Source organism: Rhizobium croatiense, assembly GCF_019793465.1.
GTDB lineage: Bacteria > Pseudomonadota > Alphaproteobacteria > Rhizobiales > Rhizobiaceae > Rhizobium > Rhizobium croatiense.
This window is the reverse complement of sequence record NZ_JAILYJ010000032.1, coordinates 1-25,794: the sequence shown is the minus strand read 5'-3', so window position 1 is coordinate 25,794 and position 25,794 is coordinate 1. Positions and strand designations below refer to the sequence as shown.

Below are 25,794 nucleotides of genomic sequence, written 5' to 3'. Positions count from 1 at the left end.
GCTACACCGTCACCGACGGCAATGGCGGCAGCGTTCCGGCAAGTCAGAGCTTCACGCTGGCGGCAGTCAATGATGCACCCGTCCTCAGCGGCAATGCGGCGACGCTTTCGGCAGGCAGCGAGGACACGCCCTACACGGTCAGCACCGCCGACCTGCTGGCCGGCTTCACCGATGTCGATGGCGACCAGCTGTCGGTCTCCGGCCTCACCGCCGACCATGGCGCCCTGGTCGACAACAATGACGGCACCTGGACCTTCACGCCTGATGCCAACTACAACGGCCCGGTCAGCCTCAGCTACACCGTCACCGACGGCAATGGCGGCAGCGTCCCGGCAAGCCAGAGCTTCACGCTGGCGGCGGTCAACGACGCGCCTGTTCTCAGCGGCAATGCGGCGACGCTTTCGGCAGGCAGCGAGGACACGCCCTACACCTTCAGCACCGCTGACCTGCTTGTCGGCTTCTCCGATGTCGACGGCGATCAGTTGTCGGTCGCCGGCCTCACCGCCGATCATGGCGCCCTGATCGACAACAATGACGGCAGCTGGACCTTCACGCCTGATGCCAACTACAACGGCCCGGTCAGCCTCAGCTACACCGTCACCGACGGCAATGGCGGCAGCGTTCCGGCAACGCAGAGCTTCACGCTGGCGGCGGTCAATGATGCTCCGTCGGCGGTTGGGTTGTCGAACACAGTCACGTCGACACCCGAAAATGGGGGCGTGATCAAAGTTGCCGATATCGCGGTGACGGATGTCGATTCCGGAAACAATGTGTTGTCGCTGTCTGGAAGTGACGTCGCCTCATTCACGATCTTGAATGGCGCGCTGTACTTCAACGGTGGCGCGGACTTCGAAGCGAAGGCCGGCTACGACGTGACCGTTGTTGTGAATGATGCAACGGTTGGCGGCACGCCGGACGCCTCGCATAACTTCCATCTCGGCATCACCGACGTGATCGAAAGCGACAGCGATACGAGCAATGACCACGATACGGACACAGCGACCGCCACAACGACAAATTGGGGCGAAACCAACGGTGTCGATACCAAGGTCGGAAATGCGGCCGACAATACAATCAGCGGCGGCAACTCCGGTGATATCCTCTATGGCCAGGCAGGTAACGACACGCTGAATGGAAATAACGGGGCCGATAAGCTCTACGGCCAGGCAGGTAACGACATACTGATCGGAAGCCAAGGCCTGGACACGTTGTACGGGGGCTCCGGCAACGACACGCTCAATGGCAGCGGCGAGCAGGATGACCTTTGGGGTGGCTCCGGCAATGACACATTTGTGTTTACCTCAGCCGGCGACAGCACGTCCGGCGCCCCGGACACGATCCGTGACTTCCACCATGGGTTTGACAAGATCGATGTGAGCGGGCTCGACGCGTATACGCTCAACCCCAACACCCCAGGCGATCAAGCCTTCGCCTGGAGTGGAACGACGGCCACGACCCACGGTGCCTGGTACACGGAAAGCGGCGGCAACACGATCCTTCACTTCGATACCAACGGAGACGCGAATACCGATGAAACGACGATCGTCTTGACAGGCACAAACCTGGGTTTGACGGATTCGGATTTCCTCCTCTGATCAAAACGGCGGCCAGCTTTCCGGCCATCTCGCCATCGCGGCGGTTTCATCGCGGTGGCGGCCTACAGCCGATCTTTTCGATCGGCACGACGGAAGCACGGGTAAAAGCCGCCTGCGGTACTTGAAAGAAGAAGTATCATGTTTGCTTTCCTCAACCTCAGTGTCTTCGGCGGTCTTGTTGCCGCGAGCTTCGTCATCAACTTGCTGGCGCTGACCTCGCCGCTGTTCATGCTGCAGATCTACGACCGGGTTCTGGCGAGCGGAAGCGTTCCGACGCTGGTCGGCCTCGGTGTTCTCGCGCTTTGGCTTTACGGTTTTCAGGCGGCGCTCGACATCCTTCGTTCGCGCATCCTGCTGCGCATCGGCGAGCGCTTCGACCGGGATCTTTCCGACCGGGTGCATGCGGCGGTGACGCGCCTGCCGCTCATCGCCCGCATGCCCGGCGACGGCCTGCAGCCGCTGCGCGATCTCGATAATGTGCGAGGTTTCCTGTCGGGCGCCGGCCCGACGGCGCTCTTCGACCTTCCGTGGATCCCGCTCTATCTCGCCATCTGCTTCATCTTCCATTTCTGGCTTGGCATGACGGCGCTAGCCGGGGCAATCGTGCTGGTGTCGCTGACGCTGCTGACGAACATGCTTTCGCAGAAGGCAATCCAGGAGGTGACGGCCCACAACATGGCCCGCAACGGGCTGATGGAAGCCGCTCGCCGCAATGCCGAGGTCGTCCACGCGATGGGTCTTTCGCGCCGGATTGGCGCGCGCTGGCAGAAAGCCAATTCCGATTATCTCAAGGCGAACCGCCGGGCGGGCGATGTCACGGGCGGCCTCGGCGGCCTTGCCAAGGCGCTGCGCGCCATCCTGCAATCGACGATGCTCGGCGTTGGCGCATGGCTGGTCATCGATCAGGTCGCGACGCCCGGCGTGATGATCGCCGCTTCGATCATGATGGGCCGTGCGCTTGCCCCGGTCGATCTCGCCATCGCCAACTGGAAGCCCTTCCTTATGGCGCGGCAGAGCTGGGCCCGGCTGCAGGAGATGCTGAAGACGGTGCCGGAACAACCGAACGCCCTGCCGCTGCCGAAGCCGGTGCGGGAACTGCGCGCCGAAGAGCTCACCATCGTTCCTCCGGGCGAACGCAAGCCGAATGTCGCCGGCGTCGGCTTTGTCATGGAGCGCGGAACCGCACTCGGCATCATCGGGCCGTCCGGCTCGGGCAAGTCGAGCCTCGCACGGGTGCTGGTCGGAGCATGGGCGCCGGCGGCCGGGAATGTCCGCCTTGACGGGGCCAGCCTCGACCATTGGGACAAGGAGGCACTTGGCCGTCATATCGGCTATCTGCCGCAGGGCGTCGAACTGTTCGACGGCACGATCGCCGAGAACATCGCCCGATTCGAGGATGATCCCGATCCGGAGGCGATCGTGGCAGCGGCGAAAGCGGCGGGCGCGCACGAATTGATCCTTTCCTTCGGGAAGGGCTATGAGACCCGCATCGGCGAAGGCGGCTCAGCGCTGTCGGCCGGTCAGCGCCAGCGTATCGGCATCGCCCGCGCGCTTTACGGCGATCCCTTCCTCGTGGTGATGGACGAGCCGAACGCCAACCTCGACGCCGAGGGCGAGGCAGCCGTGGTCAGGGCCATCGTCTCGGTGCGCGAGCGCGGCGGCATCGCGATCGTCGTCGCGCACCGACCGAGCGCGATCAGCGTCGTCGACAAGGTGCTGATGATGGAGGGTGGCCGCCAGCGCGCCTTCGGTGCGAAAGACGAGGTGCTGTCAAAGGTTCTGCAGGTGGCTCCTGCTCCGGCAAGGGGCCGTGCAGAGGCGGGTAACAGGCTCCAGACGAATACGGCGCGCAGACAGCTTGGAACGCTTGAAACAAAATGACGATGGGGGGCATCCATGACCGGGATTGACAGGGACGGCGGCCTTTCCGCTTCCATTCGCCGGCACTTGCTCGCCAGCCTCGTGATGTGTGGCGGCCTTGTCGTCGGCGTTGGCGGCTGGGCATCGACGACGAATCTCGCCGGAGCCGCGGTGGCTTCCGGCAGTTTCGTGGTCGACTCCCATGTGAAGAAGGTTCAGCATCCGACCGGCGGCGTGGTTGGCGAAATCCTGGTTCACGAGGGGTCGGAGGTGAAAGCCGGCGACGTGGTGCTCAGGCTCGACGCCACGGCGACGCGCGCCAATCTGGCGATCGTCACGCGACGGCTGGATGAATTCCAGGCGCGCTTCGCGCGGCTCGGAGCCGAACGCGACGACCTGCCGGCGATCGTCTTTCCTGACAGCCTGCTCACTCGGCGCGACGATCCCGAAATCGCCGCGATCCTGCGCGGAGAAGAACGGCTCTTCGCCATCCGCCGCGAGGCGCTGCGAAGCAAGACGGCGCAATTGCGCGAACGCATTCTTCAGTACCAGCACGAGATCGAGGGCGTGAAGGCGCAGGAGATCGCCTATAGCGAGGGCATCGAGGTGCTCGACAAGGAAATCACCTCCCTCACCTCGCTGCGCCTGAAGGGTGCGGTGTCGGACCAGCGGCTCAACAGCCTCAAGACCCAGCGCGCCACCTTCGGCGGTGACCGGGGCGAGCAGATCGCCGCTCAGGCGCAGGCTGCCGGCCGCATCACCGAGACGAACCTCCAGATTCTCCAGGTCGATCAGGATCTGAAGGCCGAGGTCGGACGGGAACTGCGCGATACGCAGGCGCAGATCGGCGAATATGTCGAGCGCAAAATTGCCGCCGAGGACGAGCTGAAGCGCACCGACATCGTCGCTCCGCAGTCCGGCATCGTCCATTCGCTCCAGGCGCATACGATCGGCGGCGTCCTGACGCCGGCCGATCCGATCATGCTGATCGTGCCGGAAAATGACAGCCTGGCGCTGGAAGTGCGGATCGCGCCGAAGGACATCGATCAACTCCAGATCGGCCAGAGGGCGGTGCTGCGCATGTCGGCCTTCAACCAGCGCACGACGCCGGAGCTGAATGGCCATGTCAGCCTCGTCGCCGCCGACCTCACCACCGACCAGCGCAGCGGGCTTTCCTACTACCTCGTGCGCATAGCGGTGCCGCCTGAAGAACTGCAGAAGCTGGATGGCCTGACGCTGCTGCCGGGCATGCCGGCCGAGGCCTTCATCCAGACCAGCGAGCGTACCGCGCTATCCTATTTGGTCAAACCGCTCACCGACCAGCTCAACCGAGCCTTCCGGGATGAATAGGACGTCCTAAGGCGCATCTGTCTTGCGGCCTCACGGCGACCCTCCTGACATGAGCGACCCACTCCGGCACCTGAAGGTTGTCGTCTTCCGATCGTCCACCCCCGCCGGAGCGGATGCAATTCTGATGCAAGGAGCAGCGTTTGAGCGTGTCCTTCGAGGCTCCGGCCTCTGGCCTGCGCACCTCAGGATGAGGGAGGTTGGAGAGTGCCGCGGCCTCTCTCCGACCTCATCCTGAGGTGCCCCGCAGGGGCCTCGAAGGACGAGGTCGGCCACCGGCGGTTGACAAATTGGGAATATTTCCGCAGGCCTATCAGAGACTGACGACCACGCCGCGGTTCCTGTTCTTCTCGGTGGTGAAGGCATGACGATTTGGATGACGGCACTATTGCCGGCCTCGCCCTGTGCACCTCCCGGTCACTTCTTCTCCTCCCAATGGCTTTGCCAGAGGTCGAGCCGGAGCTTCAGCGGATCGGCTCCTACCGTCACGCCGTGATTGGTGAAGTCGATCACCCTGTCGACGGCGGCGTTGTGGTGGGGCCATTTTGGCCGTGAGCCTCCATTGGGGTCACCATTCGCAGCAAACCCCACCCAGTAAGCACTCGCCAATGTGGCCGTGGCCCAGTCGGCTGGCGTCACCTTGTCTTTCACCAGCGCGTTTGGCATGTCGAAAATATAGGGAATTTCGAAGCCGTGCAGAGCGCCTTTCCATGTCGAATCATTGCGTAAGGCCTCGGCGACATAGGAGAAACGATACCACCACGTCGGCTGACCGGTGCGGGCGATCTCGTCAGCGAGGTGGCGGGATGGTTCGATAACCGTTTTGTCGGCCAGAACCTGCTGCTTCAGCTCATCGAGGCTCTGCTGGCCGGTGGGATCGTAGAGGCTGCGGGCTTCGGCGGCACGGCTTCCGAACAGCGCGAAGAGATCGTCTTTCGTCGCTGCCTGACCGAGACCGAGATCGCGATCATTGGCCCCGACAATGATCGGAACCGGCGCCTGACGGCCCGCCGCAAAAGCCGCTTCCGGCGTTTCGAGCAAAAACCGTCCGTCAATCATCGGGCCTGAGATGCCGATGACGGGCTTGCCGGTCGCCATTCCCGCCAGCACGTCCTGCGCCGATGCACCCTCGGTCAGCTTTTCCGCAGGCAGCGCCCGAAGGGCGGTGAGAGCGTCGGCATCGCTGCCGTTGATTCCGAGAGAAGCCGCATAGTCCAAGGCGGTTTTTTCTGCTTCCCTCAAAGATGACAAGGGCGTGACCTCAGCACGCGCGGTCGGCAGACCCGGTGACTGCAGAATGGCGCCCCGGAAAAGCCCCCGTGACAACGGCGATATCATATGCGCCATCACCGAGCCGCCACCGGCCGACTCTCCGAATATCGTCACTTTCTTCGGATCACCGCCGAAGGCATCGATATTTTCCCGGACCCATTTCAGGGCGGCCAGCTGATCCATGTAGCCATAGTTGCCGACCGGCTCGTCAGGGGATTCCTTCATCAGTGCCGGATGGGCAAAATAACCCAATCGCCCCATGCGGTAGTTCATGCTGACGAACACGACTTTCCGGGCGGCCAGCTGGCCACCGGGATACTGAGCGGTGTTTCCATGGACAAGAGCGCCGCCGTAAATCCAAACCATCACCGGCATCGGTGTCGGCGGCCGCTTGGCTGGGGTCCAGACATTGAGGGTCAAACAATCCTCTGACTTCGCCAGGTCGCCGGTCTGCATGCAGGACGGACCAAAATCGCGGGCATCCCTGATGTCACTCCATTCCTCGATCGGTCTCGGATTGCGCCATCTCAGATCACCAACCGGTGGCGCCGCATAGGGTATGCCCTTGAAGCTGACGACTGTGCCCGACCTCTCACCCTTCAGCATTCCGCTGTCGATCGTCACGATATCGTCCGTCGCACCTGATCGTGGCGCGAACACCATCTGACAGGATGCGACGACTAAAAAGAGCAGGAACTTGCGACGGCCGTCCATAAACACCGCCACTCTCCACCGCAAAGTTGAGACAGCTTGAGTGCAAAATACTCTCGTAGATCGGCAACGAAAAGAGTTCGTCCGGCTTCCGTCATTAAAGGCATGTATCACTTCCCGACCGCCAGCTGTAGCCACCGCGGGTTCATCGCGGTGGCGGCCCACTGTCGATCTTTTCGATCACCGCGACGGAAGCACGGTAAAAGCCGCCTGCGGTAGCGACCGATATGCGGCGTGAAGCGGTCGTAAAGGCCGAAGTTGCCGAACGTCAGCCTCGCGCCGTCAGGGGACATCATGCTGTGAACTGTACTGAAGCGTTGCAGGATCCCGCCCGAAAACAGGCGGTGGGCTCTCGATCACCCGGCCTCTCTCGCCTAAAGTGATTACGAAGGAAAGGTTGCGCCTGGGGATGAAGCGGCGCATAACCGCCCTATCGTGGCCAACCTTTCACGGGCGGCTCCGACTGGAAGTGACACAGCTTCCGCCCCAACCTGAAAGGACGAACCATGTTTGGCTACGTCCGAACCCGCCTTCGAAAACCATTGGGACTGTCAATCGTCGAGCGAAACTTCGACGGCTCCGTCGCCAAGCGCGATCACGGCCCAAAATCTCTGTCCAGGCTTCGCTTCAAGATGTACGGCGAGGGAACCGGAAGCGACAGAGATCTTCTCAAAATTGCACGAGCCAACTGAAGACGCAGCGATAGGCTTATCCTGAACAGCCGAGAGTTTCGACGGTGGTCGAAAGCAGCGTGGGCTCTGAGTATGGCTCGCGCTGCAGTACCCCTTTTCATTCGCTGCTCTTTCTCTCGACCAATTCTAGGCGCGGTGCGCGACTTGGCGGCCAGAGATCACGTCGATGGACAGGCTAAAAAAGATCGGGCTGCCGCTATCTCCGTCTTCGCCGGCGCTGAGTTCGAAGGATCCGGGTTCCCACCAGAATGGCCGCTTCTCTAGCAAGGACCATGCATGGAGGCGTTCGTTGCGCCTCGCAGGAATGTCCGGCAGTTCGTCAAAACGGCCCTGAACCAGAACGCTTTTCCACATTCTGTCCTTCTCCATTTCTTCCACCTGAAGACAGGCAAAGGGGATTATTCGAAGCTGGTCTACCTTCTGTCCGGGCATCGAGAACAGGAAGACCTTACGCGAGTCATAGGCGTAGTGGACCGGAACGACATAGGGATATTGCTCACCCATGCTTGCGAGGTGGCCAAACGTGTGGCTTGCCAAGAACGCGATGCAGGCGTCGTCGCTCATTTCCCGCAGTTCCATCTCGACCTCCTGCCCCTGAAAAGATTCTCTAACGTCACGACTTGGCGTCCAGCGCGGCTTCAATCCTGATCACGCGATCGATGATGCGGCGCTTGCGATCGTAAAGTCGCATCAGCAGCTCATTGTCCGCGTCCGCGCACTTGCCGTTGTCGTGCGACCTCCTGACGATCGTTTCCTGCCTGCACAGGAGCTCATCGACCTTCACTGCTTTTCCCCTGGCAAATAGGAGATCTCTTAGGTGGTACCGTGCTCGTTGCATGGACGTTGCTACCAATCATTTTTTGGATGCATTTTGGCATCAGATATCCTGGACGGCGCAGGCAGGGCCAAGGGAGGCATCCTGTCAGCTTGCTATGACAGCCGAGAGATCAACCTGGGTGACGAATGGAGGGCGATTCGGCCTGAGCAGAATCGCGACAGGTCGAGTTCCAGCGGTTGCGCCGCATTTACGCCGGTTGCCCTTACCTCCCAGTGTCGAACCCGAGCTTCAAGCCGTCGCGATCATAGCACGAAACTCTGCCGTTGTGGTCTCTATTCGAATACGCACATGGCAGCTTGAGGGCGACAGTGGAAGTACGATTGCAACCGAAGGGCGCACTCGGCCGCATCCGCCGCCATGCGGCTTCGCCCTGCTGTTCGCGCTCCTCTGTCTAGGCATCAAACGACGTTTCTTTGAACGCCGGAGCGACGGCCGCGGCACGGGACAGCCGCGGCTGGCCGGAATATTATGTCGGCGCGGGAACAAGAAGCTCCGCCGATCGTAAGTATGGTGGGCCGTGCGGAGGTGCTGATAACACAGCCATGCACTTCGATACTCTGTGCGGCCCGCCCCTCTAAACTGGGCAAACCCGATCTCCGCCGCACCTGTCAACCTCGCCGTAGCCATAACAGCTGCTGCGGCATCAGGCGCAGATGTTTGCGTTGGAGCGCCGGAAAGCAGCACGGAAGTTGCCCATCAGCCGCTCGGCCGCCTCTGCCTCACCTCATCGGATGTCAGTCTCTTCCTTGACGCCGACCCGGTGGCGATAGACCATTTCCCAGCCTTTCCAGCCGTTGAACAAAAGCAGCGCAACGGCGAGCAGAGACAGCACCAGCCCGGCTGGAACGATGAAATCGGGACCCTGCACGAGCCGGCGCCAGAGGCTGACGGCTTCGATCAGCACGACGACGACATTGCCGATCATATGAAGCCAGGCATCGCGCAAGGCGCGGATGCGGGCATCCCCCAAAAAGTCGGTCAGCCCGGCGAGTGCCGCCAGTGCCGCCATGACGAGGCCGGCTGCGAGCATCCAGTTCGACGCGGCCGGCCAGAACGGGTTGGCGGATTGGCTGTGAACCATATCGGTGACCAGCGTTCCGGCGAAGAAGGCGACCGGGAACGGGATCAACATCGGATGAATCGGATGGCCGGCAATGCTCAAGGTGCTTTTCGGGTTCATCTGCTGCCTCCGACGTTTTCAGTTGTGCGCTTTCTAACAATCGAATCCGTCTCTCGGTTCCCGGCCTGCCGCGGGTTCGGAGGCGCAGCCTCTTGCCGATCGCCCTTCCCGACCTCCGGCCTCGAGCCTGGAATTCGTGGTCGCAGTCGGCGAGGCCGGCATGGCGCGGGATATCTCGCCTACGGCCTTTCGGTCTTTCTATGGGCGCAAGTCTCCTTCGGCCGGAACTCAACCGCCACGTGGGACGCCTTTATCGACGGCAATCGCACCGTGCGGCCGATCACGCCGGAGGATTTCGAAGCCGCCCTTCGCTTCGTCATCGTCCGCCACTTCTGGCTGATGGGTGAGTATGCCAGCCGGGCACAGGAATGGGGCATCGAGGCTGTCGGTTGGATCGCCCGGGAAGCGAATTTTCTGAAGACTTGGGAGACCGAGCGATTTGTCGATCGCCTCTTTTGAAATCGGCTGTGGTGACGAGGGACTTCAAAGGCAGGGGATACTGCTTCAGAATTAACTGATCGTCGTTGCCTCGTGCCGTGTGGCCCCCTCATCCGACCCTTCGGGCCACCTTCTCCCCGCCGGAGAGAAGAGGGAAATTGCCGCATCGCCATCGACTCCATTGGATCGAGTGCCTCTAGCAGGCGGTTCTTTTGGGCGGTGCCGGCGCGTCTTGTTTCCCTTCTCCCCAGCGGGGAGAAGGTGGCCCGAAGGGTCGGATGAGGGGGCCACACGGCAGGCCCTTCATTCGCGCCCTTCAGCTGCTTCCCGTCATCAACCAGCCCTCGACCCCCGCAGCGCGATCAGCCCGCGGCGCAGCCACAGCAATTGCTGCGGCGGCATGTGGCGCAGATGGTCGTAGTCCATCACCGCGACGTTATAGACGGTGCTTTTCACCTGCGGGCCGTCTTCGCAGGCAAGCAGGATCGCCTGCAGCGCCATCATCCGGTTGCTGGCCTTGCGGGCGCGCTCGGCGAGGCTTTCGGTCACCTCGCCTTCATGTCCTTTGACGGCAAAGAGCGATTGCGCCCTCGGGCTCGGGGCCGGGATGCCCGTTGTCTTGTGGTAGCGGGCCATGGCTTCGGCATAGTCGTCGCCGGCCTGGCGCTGTTCGTCGGTGATGACGCCGTCGAGGAACATGCGGCCGAGGGTATAGCCGGCATAGGGGCTCCTGACCGTCTCGTCATCAACCGTCCTGTTGAAGCCGTGGATGCGGCGGCGGGCGGCGACCGCCACGCTGACATTCTCCTTCTCGGTCTCGAAGGGCTTGATCTTGCCGCAGGGGAAACGCTCGACATTAGCCTTGCGCGGCCGGCCGGCGCCTTTGTTTACCCGCTGTGTCTTCACCTTGGTGGCCTTGCCGCCCATGCTGATTGTCCTTCTATCGAATGATGCCGTTTCGCAGCGCCGCGGCGACCAGGGCGGTCTCCTTGAAGACGCCGAGTTTCGCCTTGGCGTTGGAAATGTGGGTGTTGACGGTGATCGGCGAGATGGCGAGGATGGCGCCGATCTCGGCGGCGGTCTTGCCTGCCGCCATCCAGCCGATGATTTCGCGCTCGCGCGGGGTGACGGCACTCATGGCGCCGGCCCGTCGATGGTCGGCACGCGCGGCATCGTCACATGGGCGCCCGACAGCGTCACCCGCGTCACCCGGTCGGGATGGCGGGTCGGCGCGGACACTTCAGCGTCGGGCGGCCTGGGCGCCAGCTGGCGCGACGGAAACCTGTCGCGGTTGCGGTGCGCCATGTTGATGACGGTGTTCTTCTTCGAGCCGAACAGCTCGGCGATCTCTCGTGCCGAGAAGCCCGCCTGCCAGAACTTCTGCGCCTCGGCGATCTTGTCTTCGGTCCAGAACAGCTCTCTCATCCGATTGTCTCCTGTGCGTCTCGTGCGGCCCTTGCGATGACCGGGTTGTCGGGAAACATCTCTGCGAGCTCTCGCCTGGCGTTCAGGCTGCCGTTCGCCGCCTGTCTCAGCAGCTGCAGCTTGTAAGCCGCGACCTTCGGCTGCGGCGGTTCGGGCCGCACTTCGATCGGCGGGCGGCTTTCCCTGGCCATCACCGCCTGCTGCTGGCGGGCGGCTTCGGCAAAGCTCGCCGCACTCGGGGCGAAGGCGCGGTTATGGTCCCTGACCTTGCCTGACAGGAACAGCTTGGCGGCGCGCCAGACCGCCTCGGCCGGAATGCCGTCGATGGCGACGAGATAGGCGCGGATCTGCATGTCGGGATCAGTGCCGGCGGAGGCCGGAAAGCCCGAAAGCATTCCCGCTATGATCGTCACCGGAGAGGAAATCTCTTGCGGCATCGACCAATGTCCTTCTGCCCGTGTTTGCATCGATCGATCCTGCTTCCCTCGCCTTCTCATTGAAATACCAGTCGGATTTGATCGCCCGCCAGCCGCGCAGGATCTGCATCTCGGCGGCGTCGACCGGATTGCCGGTCTTCAGGTATTCCTTGACCTGGATCTTCGCCGCGTAAGCCGTCAGCGGCTTCTTCAGCGTGCGGCTGCGATGCTCGATGATCGCTGCCGCCAGTTCCTGCCCCAGCACCGGGCTGAGGATCTCCATGATGTCCTTGTCCATCGTTTCCTTTCCATGCGCATCCCTTTCCGCTCGCCCGCTCAAACCGGCAGCCTGTGCCGGCCGCCGGCAAAATTGACCGAGGCGCCCGGCCGGGCGGCGCGGCCGGCAAACCGCCGGACCTTGCCGGCGGCGTAATCCTCCTGGGCGGTGTCGCCCTTCTCGGCGCTGCGCAGCCGGTGGATCTCCGTTTCGACGGCGGGCACCGGCATGCCGAGAATGGCTGATATTTCGATATAGTCCCGGCCCGAGCGGAAGAGCTCGAGGGCGCTGATGTGTGTGCCCTGACAGGCTGGGGCGATGCTCATCGCGTGATCCTCTTTCCCTCGGACGCGGCCGGATGCACCCGGCAAAGCGGGCCTTGGCCGTCCTTCATTTGTTTAATTCGTTGCTGACATCAGGAGCCCGCTCTGTTGCGGAAGCACGGGCTCCGGTCGTCGTCTCAGGGCAGCGCGACGAGTCGCGTCCTGGAGATGCCGGCGTCGCCGAGGGAGGGCGACGACGCCGGCGACCGATAGCCGTCAGGGAGGAGTGCGGCTGTCGGATCTGGTGATCGGCAAGGAAGAGGGCAAGATCGTCGTCCGCCGCAGTTCTTCCGGATTGGTCTGCCGGCCGCAATTTTCGCAATGGCGCTCGATCACCTCGGCGATCGACAGCGCCCTGCCGCAGTTCGGGCAGCCGGTGTAGCGGTCGCCCGGGCGCCGGATGCGGCGCGCGGGCGAAATCTTGCGAATGCCCAGATCATTGGCGAAGCCCGAAAGCCTGGGCCGATTGTTGATGAAATCAGCGTGTGTCATGGCGATAAGGGTACGTAAAATACCTCGCACGTCAAGCGATTTAGGGCATTACATGTACCTTTTTTTAGGGTATAATTTATATCATGTTGAAAGATCAGGAACAATTTGAGCGCGAAGAACGCGCAAAGCGTCTGGTCATGGCCAGGAAGAACGCCGGCTTTGCCGGGCCGAAGGCGATCGTCGATCGTTTCGGCTGGAACGCCAATGTCTACAAGGCGCATGAGTCGGGCCGGAACGGCTTCGGCATCGCCGACGCGAAGAAATATGCCAAGGCGTTCAAGGTCAATCTCAACTGGCTGCAGTTCGGCACCGGCGAGGCGCTCGATCCGGAAGAGCGGCCGGTCTCCGTTGCCGACGTGCCGAAGATCTCCTGGGTGAGCGCCGGTCAGCTGACCGAGCAGGCGCCGATCACCGACTTCTCGGAATTCCCGACCGTCGCCGCGCTCGATCTGCCGGACGGCGACTGGATCGCGCTCGAGGTCGAGGGCAATTCGATGAACAAGATCTCGCCGCCGGGCTCGATCATTTTCGTCAACCGACGCGACAAGCGCCTGGCGCCGAACGCGCTTTACGTCGTTGCCGACGAGACCGGGGCAGTGACCTACAAGCGCTACCGCCCGAACGACAATCCGCCCTTTCAGCCGGCCTCCTACGAGGAGGTGCCGCCGCCGGAATTCCAGGGCGCCGTCACCATCATCGGCCGCGTCCGCCGCTCGGTGATCGAGATGTGAGAGCCCCGGCGCTTCTCGAAAACACGAATCCATTCCAAGACATAGGACTCACCATTCCAGCAAAACGCCAACCTCTTGCGAAAAAGAATCAAGATGGCGCCCTTCCTCACGCGTCGGCAGAATTTGGTTCTATATCGTGAGCCTTGCCGTGCCGCTCATCGCCTTCGGCGCCGCGCCGAGCATGCTGCATTGAGGTGAGCCGCGAAGATCGAAGGGCATCGGACGTCTCGCCGGCGCTCCAACCACCGCGCGCAAAGCTCTGCGGCGCGCTTTGACACGGGCGCGCCTGGAACCCCAGCTTTCGAGCGCAAGCATCGAAACTGAAAGACCGCGACGCGCCTCCGAGCCGATCACCGCCGCCGCCCGCGCGTGGTATCCTGATCTCTCTTCCTCCTTCTCTCTTCCATTTCTTTCCCGTTCCTGAAGGCTGGTGAGGGAGGGTTCCGGCCAAAGCTTCCCCCTACCCCATGAGCAAAGCCCATGAAGCCGGGAGAGCATTGGCCATGTCCTGAAGGCCGGAGCCGGGATGGGACACGTGCCAGAGGGGCCATTCGCTTCGCCCTCGTCCTGATTTTCTGACAGCGCACTTAAGGACTTTCGCTTCCCGCGCCGCTGGGCTTCGTCAGCTCGGGAGTTGCACCCGGTCGCCCAATCACTGCGCTCACTCATACGCCTACGATTCGTACCTCGTCAACGTTTAAGGTATTTTTTATACCCACTCCGATTGACGCGATTAGGTATTATATATACCTTTTGTCGCGTGCCATCAGCCGGCACAAGAGAGGGCAAAGCGATGCAGCATTTCCGCAAGATCGAGACCGAGCAGAGCCTAAGGGACGCCCGCTGGAATGCCACCCGCCGGCTCGAAGACTGCGCCGCTTATATGGCCAACGAAGCCCAGCGCATGGGCGCCCTGGGCTTTGTCTACCTCAGCCGCCCCGAACATCTGCTCCGCGGCCCGTCCTGGCTGCGCGGCGCCACGGCCAGTGTGGCGGCGCATTACCGCTATGCCCGCGAGATCATGGGCATCACCGATCGCGATCAGCTTTACGCCTGAGGGAGAAACGGAGATGTCCGCCGATTGCATTAAGGCCTTTTCCGGCTGCCCCTGCCCGCCCGGTCACTGCGTGGAGAGGCCAATCATCCCGGCCCCGGTCACCTTTATCTCCTGGCGAACCCAGACCCTCGCCTGCATCGCCTTCGGCTTGGTCGCAGCAATCGCCTCGGCCGCCTGGATGGGGTCGCAGCTGAAGCATCATGATCTCGCGAATCAGGAGCAGGTATCATGGAAGTGAGCGAAGACCTTTCCCGACACCGCCAGTCAGGAACTGAACTTGATGTCGCTCGCCTTGGCCGCCGTTATGAAGGCGCGGCGCACCTGCTCGGGACCGGCAGCATCGTTGAAGACGTCGAGCACGAGGAGCTCGGCAGCCTTGGCCGCCGGCGTCTGCTCCGGCCAGTCGCTCAGCAGCATATTGCCGGCCTGGACGACGTTATAAACCGTCCTGGTCTTGCCATTGATGGTGATCTTCACCGGTTTGAAGCTTCGCCGCCTGCTCATGATGCAGCCCCCTCACGCGGAACACGCGACTCAACGAATCACTTCGGGACTCGTTCCGGGCGTCAGATTATTTTCAGCCATGTCAAGTTATAACTCTTCTACGGGAACGTATAGCTGGCGAGAGAGATTGGGCCTCGGCAACCTCCACTGCGGCTTGACCTGACATGACAGCAGCCTCGGCGCGGGCGCGGCGCTTTCCAAGCAGCGAGAAACGAAAAACCCCGCCGAAGCGGGGTTTCTAGCTGGTCGGAGTGGAGTGATTCGAACACTCGACCCCCACGTCCCGAACGTGGTGCGCTACCAGACTGCGCTACACTCCGTGACCAGCGGCGCTTCTATAGAACAGCCTTTCTGGTTGCACAAGCGCCAAAATTCAAAAACCCGAGGGAATTTTTGACGGGTTGATGACAGCGGTCGGAATGGGCCGTTGCTGCAAAAAGACACACCCCGGGCAAATTAAACGGAAGTGCAAAAGGGGCAATTTTCTTTTGCCGGGTTCCGCGCTAAAGGCACGCGGGACAGGCGAAACCGCCGCGACGGCGGCTTCGCAGCCACTGCGCCAGAGATCAGGGACGACACGATGAAACTCCGCACCATCACCGCGGCCGGGCTTGCCATTGCGCTTGCCGGATGCACGACCATTCCTTCCGCCGGCAATCCGATCGAAGCCCGCTGGGTCGGCAAATCGGCCGGCATCTTCTTTGCCGCCTACGGGCCGCCGATCAGCGACCGCGAGCAAGGTTCGAGCACCATTTATACCTGGCGCGGCGGCTACAAGACCGTGCGCATTCCGGCCAAATATGCCGAGGGCGCCGATGGCAAGCGCGGCAAGCAGATCGCCGCCGCCCGCACCGCCTATCTGCGCTGCCAGGCGGAAATCACCACCAATTCCGACTACACGATCCGCGACATCCGCACCGTTGCCGACATTCCTGGCGTCAATGGCCCTTCCTATTGCGCCGAGTTCCTGGCGCCGGAACAGAAGTAACCGGCGACACGAAAACACGAAAACAGGCGGCCGATGTGCCGCCTGTTTTGCTTTGGGCTCCTCTCCGAATCCTCCGGTGCCCGCCGCGTTCGGCCAGCGAAACGTTTCCGCTCAGCAGCTGCACATTTTGTTGGAGATGTGGGGTGATGATTGCGGACAGCCGGGGGTGGGAACCCAAGACCCCTCCCCAACCCCTCCCCACAAGGGGGAGGGGCTAAGCTGCGGTGTCCGGCGACCAGAGGCAAGCTCTTGCTGGCTACGTTCGGCGGATTGGTCCCGTGGAGAGTGACGTGAAGCGGTGCGGCAGGTTAGCCCCTCCCCCTTTTGGGGAGGGGTTGGGGCGGGGTCTTTAGCTTGGCCCGAACCGCGCCGCTGCAGCTCATCCCTCCGCCGGCCCATACAGGCCGAGCTGATCGAGCAGCGCCCGCTGCCGGTCGGCGCTTTCGACCAGCAGGCCGGTATAACGCTCGACGATCCGCGCCTGGTGCCCCCGGTCGGAAACGGCCGAGAGCGCGCCGGTGATGGCGGCGATCTTTTCCGAGACCTGGCGCAGCTCCTCCAGCAGCTCCGCCTTGCCGCCGGCCTCGGCGACGACCTGTTTCGTCACCTTGCCGATGCCGGCCGGGGTGCGGCTGCCGCCCGACACATAGCCTTCCGGCAGGTCGCCCTTGAGATTGACGACCGACTTGAAGCGGATGACGTCGAAGATCTGGTCGACCGCCTGCTTGGCGCCGGTGACCCGCGACGGGTGGTCGGTGTCGGCGGCGGCATGCGGCAAGAGCTCCAGCTTGCCCTTATGGCGCGTTTCGAGCGGCAGGTAGGGCAGCATCGGCCCACTGAGCGTGCCGGTCGCCGCATCCCTGAAGAGGTCGGCGTCGATTGCCGCATGGGCGATCTTGCCGGAGGCAAGTGCCGCATCGAGCGCGCCGGCATCGACGACTTCGCCGCGGTCGTAATTGACCAGCACCGCGCCGTCCTTCATGGCGGAAAGCACCGTCGCATTCACAGTGCCGGCATTGGAATAGGTGCCGGTCGCCGCATCCAGGCGGCCGAGGCCGATATGGACCGAGAGCACGTCGGCGCCGCTTGCCGCTTCCACAGGGCTTGCGGCATAGTCGAAGCCCTCGGCCTCGATCCAGCGTCGGTGATGCTCGCGGGCATAGATCGCCACCTTCATGCCGAAGGCCTTGGCGAGCTTGGCGACTTCACGGCCGATATTGCCGTAGCCGAGGACGGCAAGCTTGCGGCCCTCGAGTTTCGCCGTCGGGAAATCCTTCAGCTGCCGGCCGGTATCGAAATCGCCGCCGGCGACCATGCGGTGCAGCCGGTCGACCGGCAGGTCGGGAACGACCTTCAGGATCGCCTTCATCGCCATCTGGGCGGTCGCCCGGCTGTTGATGCCGGGCGTGTTCATCAGGGGCGCATCGCCGCCCTCGCCGTTGCCGCCGCCCCAGGAGGCCGAGCCCATATTGCCGGTGCCCGCACCAATGCGCACGCCGCCGAGCGGGAAGACGGAGGCCTTCGGGATGAAGGTCGCCGCCGCGATCAGCGCGTCGTACTGGCCCTTGTCAGTCTGCGGCAGGATCTCCGCCTCGGTGCTGAGGTTCGGCTGATAGAAGAAATGGATGCGGCCCTTATCCAGCGCCGAACGATCACTGAGCGGGCCGAGGTGGAAGACGCCGCCCTTCTCCTCGATATAGGCCTTGACCTCGCTGTAATCAGGCTCGCCGTCAGCGCCGAAGCGCAAGCCGACCAGATCAGCGATCAGCACGGTATAGGCGCGGTTCGGATCGTCCTTGCGCACGGCGCCATCGGCCTTGGCCGGCGCCTCGAAGGTGACGCCGTGCTTGGCGAGCTCCTCTTCGAGCACGACGATCTTGGCTCTGAGATAGGCATATTGCAGGTTTTCCAGCAGGGCCACGACATCTTCGGGCTCGCGGATGCCGCCGACCCAGGCGCGGTAATCGCCGGGTGTGCCCGGGAAAGCGTTGACGTAGCGGGCCGCATCGAGGCCCGGCTCATATTCGCCGTTCGGATGGGTGATGCCCTCATAGCCGAGCAGCTGCTTGGAGCGGGCGATGATGCGGGCGTGGATGCCGGCATCGGTAATGCCGTCGTCCTCGACCTTCAGCAGCGTCACGGCCGCGCCGCGACGCTCGGCATCGGTGACGGTCAGCGACAGCAGGGGATGCGACTTGACCCATTCGTCGATCACGGCGCGGTTGGCGGCGGAGCGGCGGTTGAGCTCGACGACGGAGCCGACCCGGGCTTCCGACTGCAGCAGGCCGAAGGTGGTCTCGGCAAAGGCGAGCGCGCTGTAGGTGTTTATGACGCCGCCGAGCATGCGGTCTTCGCCGGCATCGTAGAACGGGCCGGCATCGACCGAGCGCTTGGCCGAAAACGGCTGCCGCGGATCGATCGGCGGGGCGATCTTCAGCTGGCGCGGGATCGCCCAGGCGGGATCCTGCTGGTTCTTTTCGATCAGCGCCAGCGCATGCGGCGTGAAGGAGGCGACGAAATAGCCGGAGATGCCGCCGATCGCCTTCTGGAAGGGCATGAACAGGCAGCATTTGGCCATGACGGCGCTGACGAGCTCAGGCTCCCACGGCATGGCGCCGAGCATCGAGGTGGCGTCGAACACCGCATGGCGATTTGCCGGGTCGCCGTCGAGCCAGTTCAGCAATTCGTGGATTTCGGCGCTGGTATAGGCATTGGCGCCTGTCGTCTCGTGGCCGACGCCGACGAAGATCGAGACGCCGAGGGCCGAAAGCTCGGCCGCCGTCGGGATCACGCCCTCGGAGGCGGCGAAATGGATGCGGCTCTCGCAGCCCTTTTCGGCGAAGCGCTGCATCTCGATCAGCTGTGTCGCCCAGGACTGGCGGAAGAAGCCGGCGGCCTTGGACGGATCGCTCTCCGGCCGCGGCGTATCGACATAGAGGCGCTGGGAAGCGTCATTGGCATTCATCAGGTGCTGGATGCAGACGGTGAAACCGCTATGGCCGCCGCCGAGCCCGACCGCCATGCGGTTCGCCTTGGGGAAGCCGAAATACCGATGGATCGCCCGCATCATGTCGGTCAGGATCTTATCGGCCGGATAGCCGCGATGCATGCTGCGGGAAATCTCGGCCGTGGTGAAGCCGCCGATGTCGTTGCCCCTGTCGTCGAACTTGCGATAGGTCTTCTCGATCCAGGCGTCGAAGGCGATGCGTCTGAGGCGGCTATCGACTTCGTCGGTCGTCGCATCGGTGATCGGCCCGACGCCGAAGAACGGGTTGGACGGCAGCTTCGGCGCGCCCGACGCGGTCTGTCGAAGGGCGTTCAATCGCTGTTCCTGCATCTGCGCGATATCTGTCATAGCCTGCCTGTCTGTTTTTCGGAGCTGAAGTCGTCCCATGGTGAAGCGACTGTTCCGGCGAGACAACCTCATATGCGCCGAAGGAGAGGCGAAACGCGTCATTGGGGGTGCTGGGTCCATGATAGATATCCCCGCGAAGCCTACCCCCATCCACCCATCTCACCCCCGGGGCCGCTGCCGCCGGTCTTTCGATCCCCAGGCGACAGGCACACGATCAGCCCTCATCCTGAGGCGCCCCGCAAGGGGCCTCGAAGGACGAGGGCGGGTGGCTGCGGTGGCCAGCCCCGTGGGCTACGCGTCTCAGGATGAGGCTGGAGAGAGGGCATGCGGTGCCGCGTGCTAGGCGCGTTTACCATCTCGTCTTTTTGATTGTCCGCCCCGTTGATGATGCCCCTAAAAATTGCAATGCTTCAACGTGGCAGGGAAGCGCTTGAGAAGGTTGGTTTGGCCGAGGCAGAAAAGAGACGAACGATTGGGCGGCGCTTGATCTCGCTGGTCAAGATCGTGTGGACAGTTTCGATCGTCACGGCGGCAACAGCCCTGGGGGCCTGTTACGGCTGGGAGAGCCACGGAATTGCCGGGGCGCTGGGGCTCGGCTTCGTTGGCTTGGTGGCGGGAGGTTTTTTGAGCTCACCTTCCATTCTATTGGAGGTCCTTGTCGGTCTCACCTGAAACACGGCAGAGAATTGATCGACGCCAGCAATGGCCGGGCGCCATCGGGCTGTCGGTCGTTGCCGTCTACGCGCTTGCCGTGCCGCTGGTGCTCGGTCTCAGGCTGAAGACGGCGGAGCGGGCGGCGGTGAGTTAGGAGCTTCCAGGGCGAAGCGGGGTTTCCCGACACTCCGTTCCAGGCACGCGGGGAATGAGTCCAAGACCCCGCCCCAACCCCTCCCCACAAGGGGGAGGGGCTAAGTCGCGGCTACCGGCGGTGACCAAAGGAGAGGTGTTGCCGGCTGTTAGCCCTAGAATGATTAGTATGATGGAGGCTTACGTGAAGCGGTGCGGCACGTTAGCCCCTCCCCCTTGTGGGGAGGGGTTGGGGCGGGGTCTTGCCAAACCCCGCCTAAGCCGCCTCCCCCTTCTCAGCCACGCTCTCAGCCAGCTTGCGCGCCGCGACGAAATCGACCTTGCCGGAGCCGAGCACCGGCACCTTGCCGATGGTGACTTCGGCCGGCACCATCATGTCCATCGCCCCCTTGGATTTGGCGAAGGCGAGGAATTCGGCGCGGGTGGCGGTTTCGGCTTCGGTGAGCAGCACCAGGCGTTCGCCCTTCTTGGGGTCGGGCAGCGAGGAGACGACCGACAGCGCGCCCGGCCAGAGTTCGGCGGCCAGCGTTTCGACGGCGGCGAGCGAGATCATTTCGCCGCCGATCTTGGCGAAGCGTTTGGCGCGGCCGCGGATCTTGACGAAACCGTCCTCGTCGATGGTGACGATGTCGCCGGTGTCGTGCCAGCCGTCGGCGAGCGGCTCCAGCACGCCGGGCTTTTCGGCGCGGAGATAACCGGCCATGACATTGGCGCCGCGCACATGCAGCCGGCCGCCCTCATCGATGCCGGGCACCGGTTCGAGCTTCCATTCCATGCCCGGCAGGATTTTGCCGACCGTGCCGGAGCGGTTGTACATCGGCGTGTTGATGGAGATGACCGGCGCGGTCTCGGTGACGCCGTAACCTTCCAGGATGCGCAGGCCGAATTTTTCCATATAGGTCTGGCGGGTCGAGGCCTTCACCGGCTCCGCGCCGGAGAAGATATAGCGGATCGAGCGGAAATCGTAAGGATGCGCGGTCCTGGCATAGCCGTTGAGGAAGGTATCGGTGCCGAAGATGATCGTGGCGTTGGAGGCATAGATCAGCTCCGGCACGATGCGGTAATGCAGCGGCGAGGGATAGAAATAGACCGGCACGCCCGAGATCAGCGGCAGCACCGTGCCGGCCGTCAGCCCGAAGGAATGGAAAACCGGCAGGATGTTGAACACCTTGTCGCCGCTGTGGAAATCGATGCGGGCGGCGGCCTGGGCGGCGTTCGACAGGATGTTGCGGTGGGTGAGCACCACGCCCTTCGGCGTGCCCTCCGAACCCGAGGTGAAGAGGATGACAGCCGGATCGTCCGGCTGGCGCTTGGTGAGCGGCCGCGCCTTCCTGAGATAACCCAGGATCTTGTCCTTGAGTGAGATCTCGGCGCGGAGATCATCGAGCCAGACGATCTTCACCTGCCTTTCCATCTCGGCGATCACGGGGCCGAGCTTGGCCTGAGTGACGAAGGCGCGCGAGGTCAGCACGTGTTTCACCTCGGCCGCCTTGCAGGCGGAGAGGATATTGGCGGCACCGGCGGTAAAATTCAGCATGGCCGGCACCTTGCCAGCCGTCATCACGCCGAGAAGGGTGGCGGCGGCGCCATTGGCATTCGGTAGCATGACGCCGAGGTTCGTCTCCGGGAACATCGTGCGGAATTTTGCGCCGAGCACAGCAGCCCCGGTGAGCAGCTTGCCATAAGTCAGCCGGCCGGTGACCGGATCCTCGACGGCAAGCTTGCCCATGCCGAATTCGTGGCCGGCCTGAATGACGCGGTCGAGCACGGTCGACGAGGTATCGGCGGTCTGGAACAGCAGGTTCGACATTACCTGATAAAGCGCTGCCCCCGCCGCCGTGCGGCGCTTGCGGCCTTTCAGCTCCGGCGCTACTTCGAGCTTCACCGGCTCGAGAATGGTGACCTTGACCTTGGGGAACAGCCGGCGGCGGATCTTGCCGTTATCGAGATAGGAGAGATAGCTCTTCTCCAGCCCGTCGATCTTCACCGGCACCACCATCGAGCCTGTCTTGTCGGCGACCATGGCGGCGCCGTCATAGACCTTCATCAGCGTTCCCGTCACCGTCAGGCGTCCCTCGGGGAAGATGCCGATCGGGTTGCCGTCCTGCACCACCTTGATCAGCGAACGCGTCGCCATCGGCTTTGTCGGGTCGAGCGGCAGGAACTTGCACATTTTCAGGAACGGCCGCACCCACCAGGCTTGGGCGATCTTGTAGTCGACGGCAAAGGTGGGCTCTTCCTCGGTGATGGCAAGCGCCAAGGCGCCATCGAGCAGGCTGACATGGTTGAGGGCGATGATCGGCGCGCGGCCGGCCTTCTTGATATTCTCAAGGCCCTCGACCTCGAGGCGCATGAAGGCGCGGAACAGGATCGAGATGAAATCGCGGAAGGGATTGGTCGGCAGCGTCTTCAGCATCAGCCAGGCAACGGCAAAATTGAGGATGCCAAGGCCGATCAGGATCTGAGGAATGGAGGCGCCCAGCGCCTGGACGACGGCAACGAGGCCGAGGCCGACGGTGATGAACAGGGCGGAGAGCACATTGGCAGCACCGATGACGCGGGCGCGGCGGTCCTCATGCGCCCAGGTCTGCAGGGCGGCGAAGGTGGGCACGGCGATGAAGGCGCCGGCGATCGCCATGCCGGCGAGATCGATGGCGACGCGGATGGTGTTTTCGCCGGCGAAGAAATCGAGGATGGTCGTCGCGTGCGCGGTCGAGGCCAGGCCCCAGAGGTTCCAGGCGAGATCGAGGCTGAAGAGGCCGAGCAGCGCCGTGCCGACCGGGGCCGGCAAGAGCACGATGCGGCCGGACGACATCCAGGCGGCGATGGCCGAGCCGACGGCAACGGCGATGGCGAAGACGGTGAGATAGGCCGGCACGACGAGCTCGGAGCCGCCGAGCAGCTCGGTCACCATGGTCGGCAGGATGGAGAGCACGAAGGCGCCGACCAGCCAGAACCAGCAGTTCATCAGCGCCGAGCGCCACAGCCGCTTGTCCTGCCGGATTTCCCGGACGAGCGTGTAGCTGGAGCGGATGACATTGCGGTCGATCTGAAGATCCGGCGCCTTGGAGCCGGTCGGCGGGATCATCCGGCTAGAAAGCCAGCAGAGCAGCGACAGCCCCATCATCATCGAGCCGAAGAGCAGCACATTGTCGCCGCTGGAAAAGGCGAGTGCGGCGATGATCGTGCCGGCGAGGATGGCGATGAAGGTGCCGCCCTCGATCCAGGCATTGGCCTTCGGCAGGTCACGGCGATCGAGATGATCGGGCAGGATGCCGTATTTGATCGGCCCGAACAGCGCCGAGACGACGCCGAAGCCGAAGAGGGCGACCATCAGCACTGAGATGGATGAGAGCCCGAGGCCGACGACGGCAAGTGCGGCAATGCCGATCTCGCAGCGTTTCAGCAGTTCGGCGATTTTCGCCTTGTCATGCTTGTCGGCAAGCTCGCCGCCGAGCGCCGAAAGCAGCAGGAAGGGCACGATGAGGATGACGCCGGCGAGCGTCACCAGGGCGGCGCCTTCGCTCGCCGACATCTTGAAGAGAATGAGGAACACCAGCGTGTTCTTCAGAAAATTGTCGTTGAAGGCCGTGAGGAACTGGGTCCAGAACAGCGGCGCGAATTTTCTAGACGTCATCAGATTGTGTTGCACGGCGGGAGTCCTTCTTTAGGCCTGCTGAGAAGGCCACAGAGTTGTTACCCATTGGTTGAATGCGGCAACAACTCTGCGCTGTGGTTAAGGAAGATCAATCTTCATCGCTACGATTGAATTTGACGAGCAGTTTTTCCGTGCGGGCATCCTCGACCTTGCGGATCAGCTTCTCGGATTCGGCATTGTCGCGCAGCGTCTTGGTGATGTTCACCGTGGTCTGCACCAGCATCAAAATGCCCATGGCGAGATAGCCTTTGCCCCAGAGATCGAGCGGCATCATGTAGAGGCCGAGCGCCAGCATGAAGGCGGCAGCGCCGAAGGAGATGTAGGAGAAGCTGACCCAGCTGGCGGAATGTTTCTGGAAACTGTCGTTCATAGCAGTGACCCTTCAATTTTTAGGGGTGAATGGTTGGATGGATGAATTCAGGCGGCCGGCGTGATGCGGCTCTTCAGCCGGGCAAGCACGTCATCGGCCGATGAGGCGAGCGGCGCGCCGCAGCCGGCATTGGCGAGCTTTTCGATGATGCCGGCCGGCCGGGTGGCGCTTTCCATGTCCTTCAGTGCCGCCGCCGTCAGTTCGTTCTGGCTCTGGCGCAGGCGAAGCCGCGCCAGCGTCTCCTCAGCCTCATCGAGGGTGGCAAGGCCGGGACCGGCGACGACGACATCGAGCTTCTGCGCCTCTTCAGTCGCCCGGGCCAGCCGCTCGCCGCGCTGCAGCTCCTGCAGCCGCGCCTCCGAGGCACGAACAATGCCCTTCAGCTTGTCGATCGCCCCTGTGAACTGGGCTTGCGCCTTTTCCGATGCATCGCGCTCGGCTTCGAGATAGGCGATCGCCTCGGCCGCCTCGCGGGCCAGGCCCTCATTGCCCTTCGCCAGGGCGGCGGAGGCGCGGGTCTCGAGATCGGCGATACGGGCAACGATCGCCCCATGCTGCACCTTCTCCTGCTCGTTCTGGGCGATGGCGACCGCGACACTGCGGCGCGCCGACTGGATCGATTGGGCGGCATCGCGGATCTGCTGGGAAAGCAGCGGAACCGCGTGGCGATCGGCAAAGGCCTGCTCGGCATCATGCGCCCTGCCCCGCAACAAAATGGAAATCAGTTTGAACATTTCCTTCCTCCGGTTTATGAACGTTGTTCACGAGAGGTGTTATGCCAGAATCATGAACGTCGTTCAAGATAAATTTTGAACGACGTTCAAAAAAATCGAAGTGGAATGGTGAATGGCCGGCAGGCGAGAAGAAAAACGCGAAGACCTGAAGGCCCGGCTGATCGAGGCGGCGCGCGAGCGGATCGCCAAGGACGGCCTGACGAACCTTAGGGCCCGCGACATCACCCAGGATGCCGGCTGCGCGCTCGGCGGCCTCTATACGGTCTTTTCCGATCTCGCCGAGCTGGTCATCCACGTCAACTCCGCGACGCTGAAGGCGCTGGAGGCGAGGCTCACCCTGCCCGAAACCCGCGGCAAGCCGCCGACCGACCGGCTGCGCAACCTGGCGCAGGGATATCTCAGCTTCGCCGTCGAGCACCGGAACCTCTGGAAGGCGCTGTTCGACCACTTCCCGCCGGAAACCAGCCCGACGCCGCAATGGCACCTCGACGAACACCTCTTCCTGATGGACGTGATCGCCGAACCGCTGGCCGAACTGCAGCCCGACATGCCCGCGCAAGACCGCGCCATCCGCGCCCGCACCCTCTTCGGCGCCGTGCATGGCGTCGTCAGCATCAGCCTCGAAGGCCGCTTCGTCGGCTTGCCGCTGGAGCGGCTGGCACGGGAGGTGGATGAGCTGGTGCAGACGATTGCGGCGGGGGCGGAGCGGCGGAGGTGATGGGGG

General features: G+C 63.1%; 26 protein-coding genes, 1 tRNA gene and 1 pseudogene. 12 read left to right on the top strand and 16 right to left on the bottom strand.

The window, feature by feature from the left end:
- The 3 genes from K6M89_RS29880 to K6M89_RS29870 all read left to right on the top strand — a co-directional run.
- A partial coding sequence (locus K6M89_RS29880; protein ID WP_222141842.1) for a cadherin-like domain-containing protein occupies window positions 1-1,595 on the top strand: 1,595 nt, incomplete at its 5' end.
- Between the two features lie 138 nt (window positions 1,596-1,733).
- Window positions 1,734-3,476 carry a type I secretion system permease/ATPase gene (locus K6M89_RS29875; protein ID WP_222141841.1) on the top strand — a complete coding sequence of 581 codons (1,743 nt, stop codon included), beginning with the start codon at window positions 1,734-1,736 and terminating at the stop codon, window positions 3,474-3,476.
- Window positions 3,477-3,491: 15 nt separating this feature from the next.
- Window positions 3,492-4,805 carry an HlyD family type I secretion periplasmic adaptor subunit gene (locus K6M89_RS29870; protein ID WP_222141840.1) on the top strand — a complete coding sequence of 438 codons (1,314 nt, stop codon included), beginning with the start codon at window positions 3,492-3,494 and terminating at the stop codon, window positions 4,803-4,805.
- A 414-nt stretch (window positions 4,806-5,219) separates the two neighbouring features.
- Here K6M89_RS29870 and K6M89_RS29865 read toward each other — a convergent pair whose 3' ends face one another.
- From K6M89_RS29865 to K6M89_RS29850, 4 genes are all read right to left on the bottom strand, one after another.
- Window positions 5,220-6,794: a carboxylesterase/lipase family protein gene (locus K6M89_RS29865; protein ID WP_222141844.1), complete on the bottom strand. Its 1,575-nt coding sequence runs from the start codon at window positions 6,792-6,794 to the stop codon at window positions 5,220-5,222.
- Between the two features lie 809 nt (window positions 6,795-7,603).
- Window positions 7,604-8,056, bottom strand: coding sequence for a pyridoxamine 5'-phosphate oxidase family protein (locus tag K6M89_RS29860; RefSeq protein WP_222141839.1), 453 nt, complete (start codon window positions 8,054-8,056; stop codon window positions 7,604-7,606).
- Window positions 8,057-8,090: 34 nt separating this feature from the next.
- The gene (locus K6M89_RS29855) at window positions 8,091-8,261 is read right to left on the bottom strand and encodes a hypothetical protein (RefSeq protein ID WP_222141838.1); all 171 of its coding nucleotides are present in this window, start codon (window positions 8,259-8,261) and stop codon (window positions 8,091-8,093) included.
- A 778-nt stretch (window positions 8,262-9,039) separates the two neighbouring features.
- Window positions 9,040-9,495, bottom strand: a complete 456-nt coding sequence (locus K6M89_RS29850; RefSeq protein ID WP_222141837.1) for a DUF2231 domain-containing protein — start codon at window positions 9,493-9,495, stop codon at window positions 9,040-9,042.
- A 162-nt stretch (window positions 9,496-9,657) separates the two neighbouring features.
- Between K6M89_RS29850 and K6M89_RS29845 the strand changes: the two are divergent.
- Window positions 9,658-9,954 (top strand): annotated as a pseudogene (locus tag K6M89_RS29845) (kinase); the annotation flags it as partial.
- 312 nt (window positions 9,955-10,266) lie between these two features.
- Here K6M89_RS29845 and K6M89_RS29840 read toward each other — a convergent pair.
- Genes K6M89_RS29840 through K6M89_RS29815 form a run of 6 tightly spaced genes read right to left on the bottom strand, consistent with a single transcriptional unit; the run spans window position 10,267 to window position 12,377 of the window.
- Window positions 10,267-10,860: a hypothetical protein gene (locus K6M89_RS29840; protein WP_222141836.1), complete on the bottom strand. Its 594-nt coding sequence runs from the start codon at window positions 10,858-10,860 to the stop codon at window positions 10,267-10,269.
- 13 nt (window positions 10,861-10,873) lie between these two features.
- Window positions 10,874-11,071: a response regulator transcription factor gene (locus K6M89_RS29835; protein WP_097579895.1), complete on the bottom strand. Its 198-nt coding sequence runs from the start codon at window positions 11,069-11,071 to the stop codon at window positions 10,874-10,876.
- Window positions 11,068-11,358 carry a GcrA family cell cycle regulator gene (locus K6M89_RS29830; RefSeq protein ID WP_086156098.1) on the bottom strand — a complete coding sequence of 97 codons (291 nt, stop codon included), beginning with the start codon at window positions 11,356-11,358 and terminating at the stop codon, window positions 11,068-11,070. Before K6M89_RS29830 ends, K6M89_RS29835 begins: the two co-directional genes overlap by 4 nt.
- Window positions 11,355-11,753 (bottom strand): hypothetical protein, encoded by a 399-nt coding sequence (locus tag K6M89_RS29825; protein WP_222141843.1) that lies wholly within the window; start codon window positions 11,751-11,753, stop codon window positions 11,355-11,357. The genes K6M89_RS29830 and K6M89_RS29825 overlap by 4 nt, the downstream gene beginning before the upstream one ends.
- On the bottom strand, window positions 11,719-12,072 hold the full coding sequence (locus K6M89_RS29820; RefSeq protein WP_222141835.1) for a hypothetical protein: 354 nt from the start codon (window positions 12,070-12,072) through the stop codon (window positions 11,719-11,721). The genes K6M89_RS29825 and K6M89_RS29820 overlap by 35 nt, the downstream gene beginning before the upstream one ends.
- A 38-nt stretch (window positions 12,073-12,110) precedes the next feature.
- Entirely contained in the window at window positions 12,111-12,377 is a 267-nt protein-coding gene (locus tag K6M89_RS29815) for a hypothetical protein (RefSeq protein ID WP_222141834.1), read from the bottom strand.
- 223 nt (window positions 12,378-12,600) lie between these two features.
- Here K6M89_RS29815 and K6M89_RS31940 point away from each other — a divergent pair, with 223 nt between their 5' ends.
- From K6M89_RS31940 to K6M89_RS29795, 4 genes are all read left to right on the top strand, one after another.
- A complete protein-coding gene (locus K6M89_RS31940; RefSeq protein ID WP_222141833.1) occupies window positions 12,601-12,756 on the top strand; it encodes a hypothetical protein in 156 nt (51 codons plus the stop codon).
- Between the two features lie 193 nt (window positions 12,757-12,949).
- Window positions 12,950-13,597 (top strand): S24 family peptidase, encoded by a 648-nt coding sequence (locus K6M89_RS29805; protein ID WP_222141832.1) that lies wholly within the window; start codon window positions 12,950-12,952, stop codon window positions 13,595-13,597.
- 793 nt (window positions 13,598-14,390) lie between these two features.
- A complete protein-coding gene (locus K6M89_RS29800) occupies window positions 14,391-14,654 on the top strand; it encodes a hypothetical protein (RefSeq protein ID WP_097579901.1) in 264 nt (87 codons plus the stop codon).
- Window positions 14,655-14,667: 13 nt separating this feature from the next.
- Window positions 14,668-14,892, top strand: coding sequence for a hypothetical protein (locus K6M89_RS29795; protein WP_222141831.1), 225 nt, complete (start codon window positions 14,668-14,670; stop codon window positions 14,890-14,892).
- Window positions 14,893-14,918: 26 nt separating this feature from the next.
- On the opposite strand, the gene K6M89_RS29790 is transcribed toward K6M89_RS29795, so the two are convergent.
- Together K6M89_RS29790 and K6M89_RS29785 are read right to left on the bottom strand one after the other, a co-directional pair.
- Window positions 14,919-15,158: a DUF982 domain-containing protein gene (locus tag K6M89_RS29790; protein WP_039618371.1), complete on the bottom strand. Its 240-nt coding sequence runs from the start codon at window positions 15,156-15,158 to the stop codon at window positions 14,919-14,921.
- A 243-nt stretch (window positions 15,159-15,401) separates the two neighbouring features.
- Window positions 15,402-15,478 (bottom strand) — tRNA-Pro (locus K6M89_RS29785).
- A gap of 260 nt (window positions 15,479-15,738) precedes the next feature.
- Between K6M89_RS29785 and K6M89_RS29780 the strand changes: the two genes are divergently transcribed.
- Window positions 15,739-16,146, top strand: coding sequence for a hypothetical protein (locus K6M89_RS29780; protein ID WP_222141830.1), 408 nt, complete (start codon window positions 15,739-15,741; stop codon window positions 16,144-16,146).
- A gap of 379 nt (window positions 16,147-16,525) precedes the next feature.
- On the opposite strand, the gene K6M89_RS29775 is transcribed toward K6M89_RS29780, so the two are convergent.
- Window positions 16,526-19,501: an NAD(P)-dependent oxidoreductase gene (locus K6M89_RS29775; RefSeq protein ID WP_222141829.1), complete on the bottom strand. Its 2,976-nt coding sequence runs from the start codon at window positions 19,499-19,501 to the stop codon at window positions 16,526-16,528.
- 444 nt (window positions 19,502-19,945) lie between these two features.
- Here K6M89_RS29775 and K6M89_RS29770 point away from each other — a divergent pair, with 444 nt between their 5' ends.
- Both K6M89_RS29770 and K6M89_RS29765 read left to right on the top strand, forming a co-directional pair.
- Window positions 19,946-20,173, top strand: coding sequence for a hypothetical protein (locus K6M89_RS29770; RefSeq protein WP_246642729.1), 228 nt, complete (start codon window positions 19,946-19,948; stop codon window positions 20,171-20,173).
- Window positions 20,157-20,309 carry a hypothetical protein gene (locus K6M89_RS29765; RefSeq protein WP_222141845.1) on the top strand — a complete coding sequence of 51 codons (153 nt, stop codon included), beginning with the start codon at window positions 20,157-20,159 and terminating at the stop codon, window positions 20,307-20,309. The genes K6M89_RS29770 and K6M89_RS29765 overlap by 17 nt, the downstream gene beginning before the upstream one ends.
- Before the next feature lie 255 nt (window positions 20,310-20,564).
- On the opposite strand, the gene K6M89_RS29760 is transcribed toward K6M89_RS29765, so the two are convergent.
- From K6M89_RS29760 to K6M89_RS29750, 3 genes are all read right to left on the bottom strand, one after another.
- A complete protein-coding gene (locus K6M89_RS29760) occupies window positions 20,565-23,960 on the bottom strand; it encodes an acyl-[ACP]--phospholipid O-acyltransferase (RefSeq protein WP_222141827.1) in 3,396 nt (1,131 codons plus the stop codon).
- Window positions 23,961-24,054: 94 nt separating this feature from the next.
- Complete coding sequence (locus K6M89_RS29755; RefSeq protein ID WP_011424367.1) at window positions 24,055-24,336, bottom strand: YiaA/YiaB family inner membrane protein; 282 nt, start codon at window positions 24,334-24,336, stop codon at window positions 24,055-24,057.
- A 47-nt stretch (window positions 24,337-24,383) separates the two neighbouring features.
- Window positions 24,384-25,070: a PspA/IM30 family protein gene (locus K6M89_RS29750; protein WP_222141826.1), complete on the bottom strand. Its 687-nt coding sequence runs from the start codon at window positions 25,068-25,070 to the stop codon at window positions 24,384-24,386.
- A 112-nt stretch (window positions 25,071-25,182) separates the two neighbouring features.
- Here K6M89_RS29750 and K6M89_RS29745 point away from each other — a divergent pair, with 112 nt between their 5' ends.
- Entirely contained in the window at window positions 25,183-25,788 is a 606-nt protein-coding gene (locus K6M89_RS29745; RefSeq protein ID WP_222141825.1) for a TetR/AcrR family transcriptional regulator, read from the top strand.
- Window positions 25,789-25,794 lie beyond the last annotated feature (6 nt).

What these genes read in the sequence shown, in the direction of transcription:
- K6M89_RS29875 (WP_222141841.1), top strand. Translation starts at nt 1,734, where the DNA reads ATGTTTGCTTTCCTCAACCTCAGTGTCTTCGGCGGTCTTGTTGCCGCG.
- K6M89_RS29870 (WP_222141840.1), top strand. Translation starts at nt 3,492, where the DNA reads ATGACCGGGATTGACAGGGACGGCGGCCTTTCCGCTTCCATTCGCCGG.
- K6M89_RS29860 (WP_222141839.1), bottom strand. Translation starts at nt 8,056, where the DNA reads ATGGAACTGCGGGAAATGAGCGACGACGCCTGCATCGCGTTCTTGGCA.
- K6M89_RS29850 (WP_222141837.1), bottom strand. Translation starts at nt 9,495, where the DNA reads ATGAACCCGAAAAGCACCTTGAGCATTGCCGGCCATCCGATTCATCCG.
- K6M89_RS29840 (WP_222141836.1), bottom strand. Translation starts at nt 10,860, where the DNA reads ATGGGCGGCAAGGCCACCAAGGTGAAGACACAGCGGGTAAACAAAGGC.
- K6M89_RS29835 (WP_097579895.1), bottom strand. Translation starts at nt 11,071, where the DNA reads ATGAGTGCCGTCACCCCGCGCGAGCGCGAAATCATCGGCTGGATGGCG.
- K6M89_RS29830 (WP_086156098.1), bottom strand. Translation starts at nt 11,358, where the DNA reads ATGAGAGAGCTGTTCTGGACCGAAGACAAGATCGCCGAGGCGCAGAAG.
- K6M89_RS29825 (WP_222141843.1), bottom strand. Translation starts at nt 11,753, where the DNA reads ATGCTTTCGGGCTTTCCGGCCTCCGCCGGCACTGATCCCGACATGCAG.
- K6M89_RS29820 (WP_222141835.1), bottom strand. Translation starts at nt 12,072, where the DNA reads ATGGACAAGGACATCATGGAGATCCTCAGCCCGGTGCTGGGGCAGGAA.
- K6M89_RS29815 (WP_222141834.1), bottom strand. Translation starts at nt 12,377, where the DNA reads ATGAGCATCGCCCCAGCCTGTCAGGGCACACACATCAGCGCCCTCGAG.
- K6M89_RS29805 (WP_222141832.1), top strand. Translation starts at nt 12,950, where the DNA reads ATGTTGAAAGATCAGGAACAATTTGAGCGCGAAGAACGCGCAAAGCGT.
- K6M89_RS29800 (WP_097579901.1), top strand. Translation starts at nt 14,391, where the DNA reads ATGCAGCATTTCCGCAAGATCGAGACCGAGCAGAGCCTAAGGGACGCC.
- K6M89_RS29795 (WP_222141831.1), top strand. Translation starts at nt 14,668, where the DNA reads ATGTCCGCCGATTGCATTAAGGCCTTTTCCGGCTGCCCCTGCCCGCCC.
- K6M89_RS29790 (WP_039618371.1), bottom strand. Translation starts at nt 15,158, where the DNA reads ATGAGCAGGCGGCGAAGCTTCAAACCGGTGAAGATCACCATCAATGGC.
- K6M89_RS29780 (WP_222141830.1), top strand. Translation starts at nt 15,739, where the DNA reads ATGAAACTCCGCACCATCACCGCGGCCGGGCTTGCCATTGCGCTTGCC.
- K6M89_RS29775 (WP_222141829.1), bottom strand. Translation starts at nt 19,501, where the DNA reads ATGACAGATATCGCGCAGATGCAGGAACAGCGATTGAACGCCCTTCGA.
- K6M89_RS29755 (WP_011424367.1), bottom strand. Translation starts at nt 24,336, where the DNA reads ATGAACGACAGTTTCCAGAAACATTCCGCCAGCTGGGTCAGCTTCTCC.
- K6M89_RS29750 (WP_222141826.1), bottom strand. Translation starts at nt 25,070, where the DNA reads ATGTTCAAACTGATTTCCATTTTGTTGCGGGGCAGGGCGCATGATGCC.
- K6M89_RS29745 (WP_222141825.1), top strand. Translation starts at nt 25,183, where the DNA reads ATGGCCGGCAGGCGAGAAGAAAAACGCGAAGACCTGAAGGCCCGGCTG.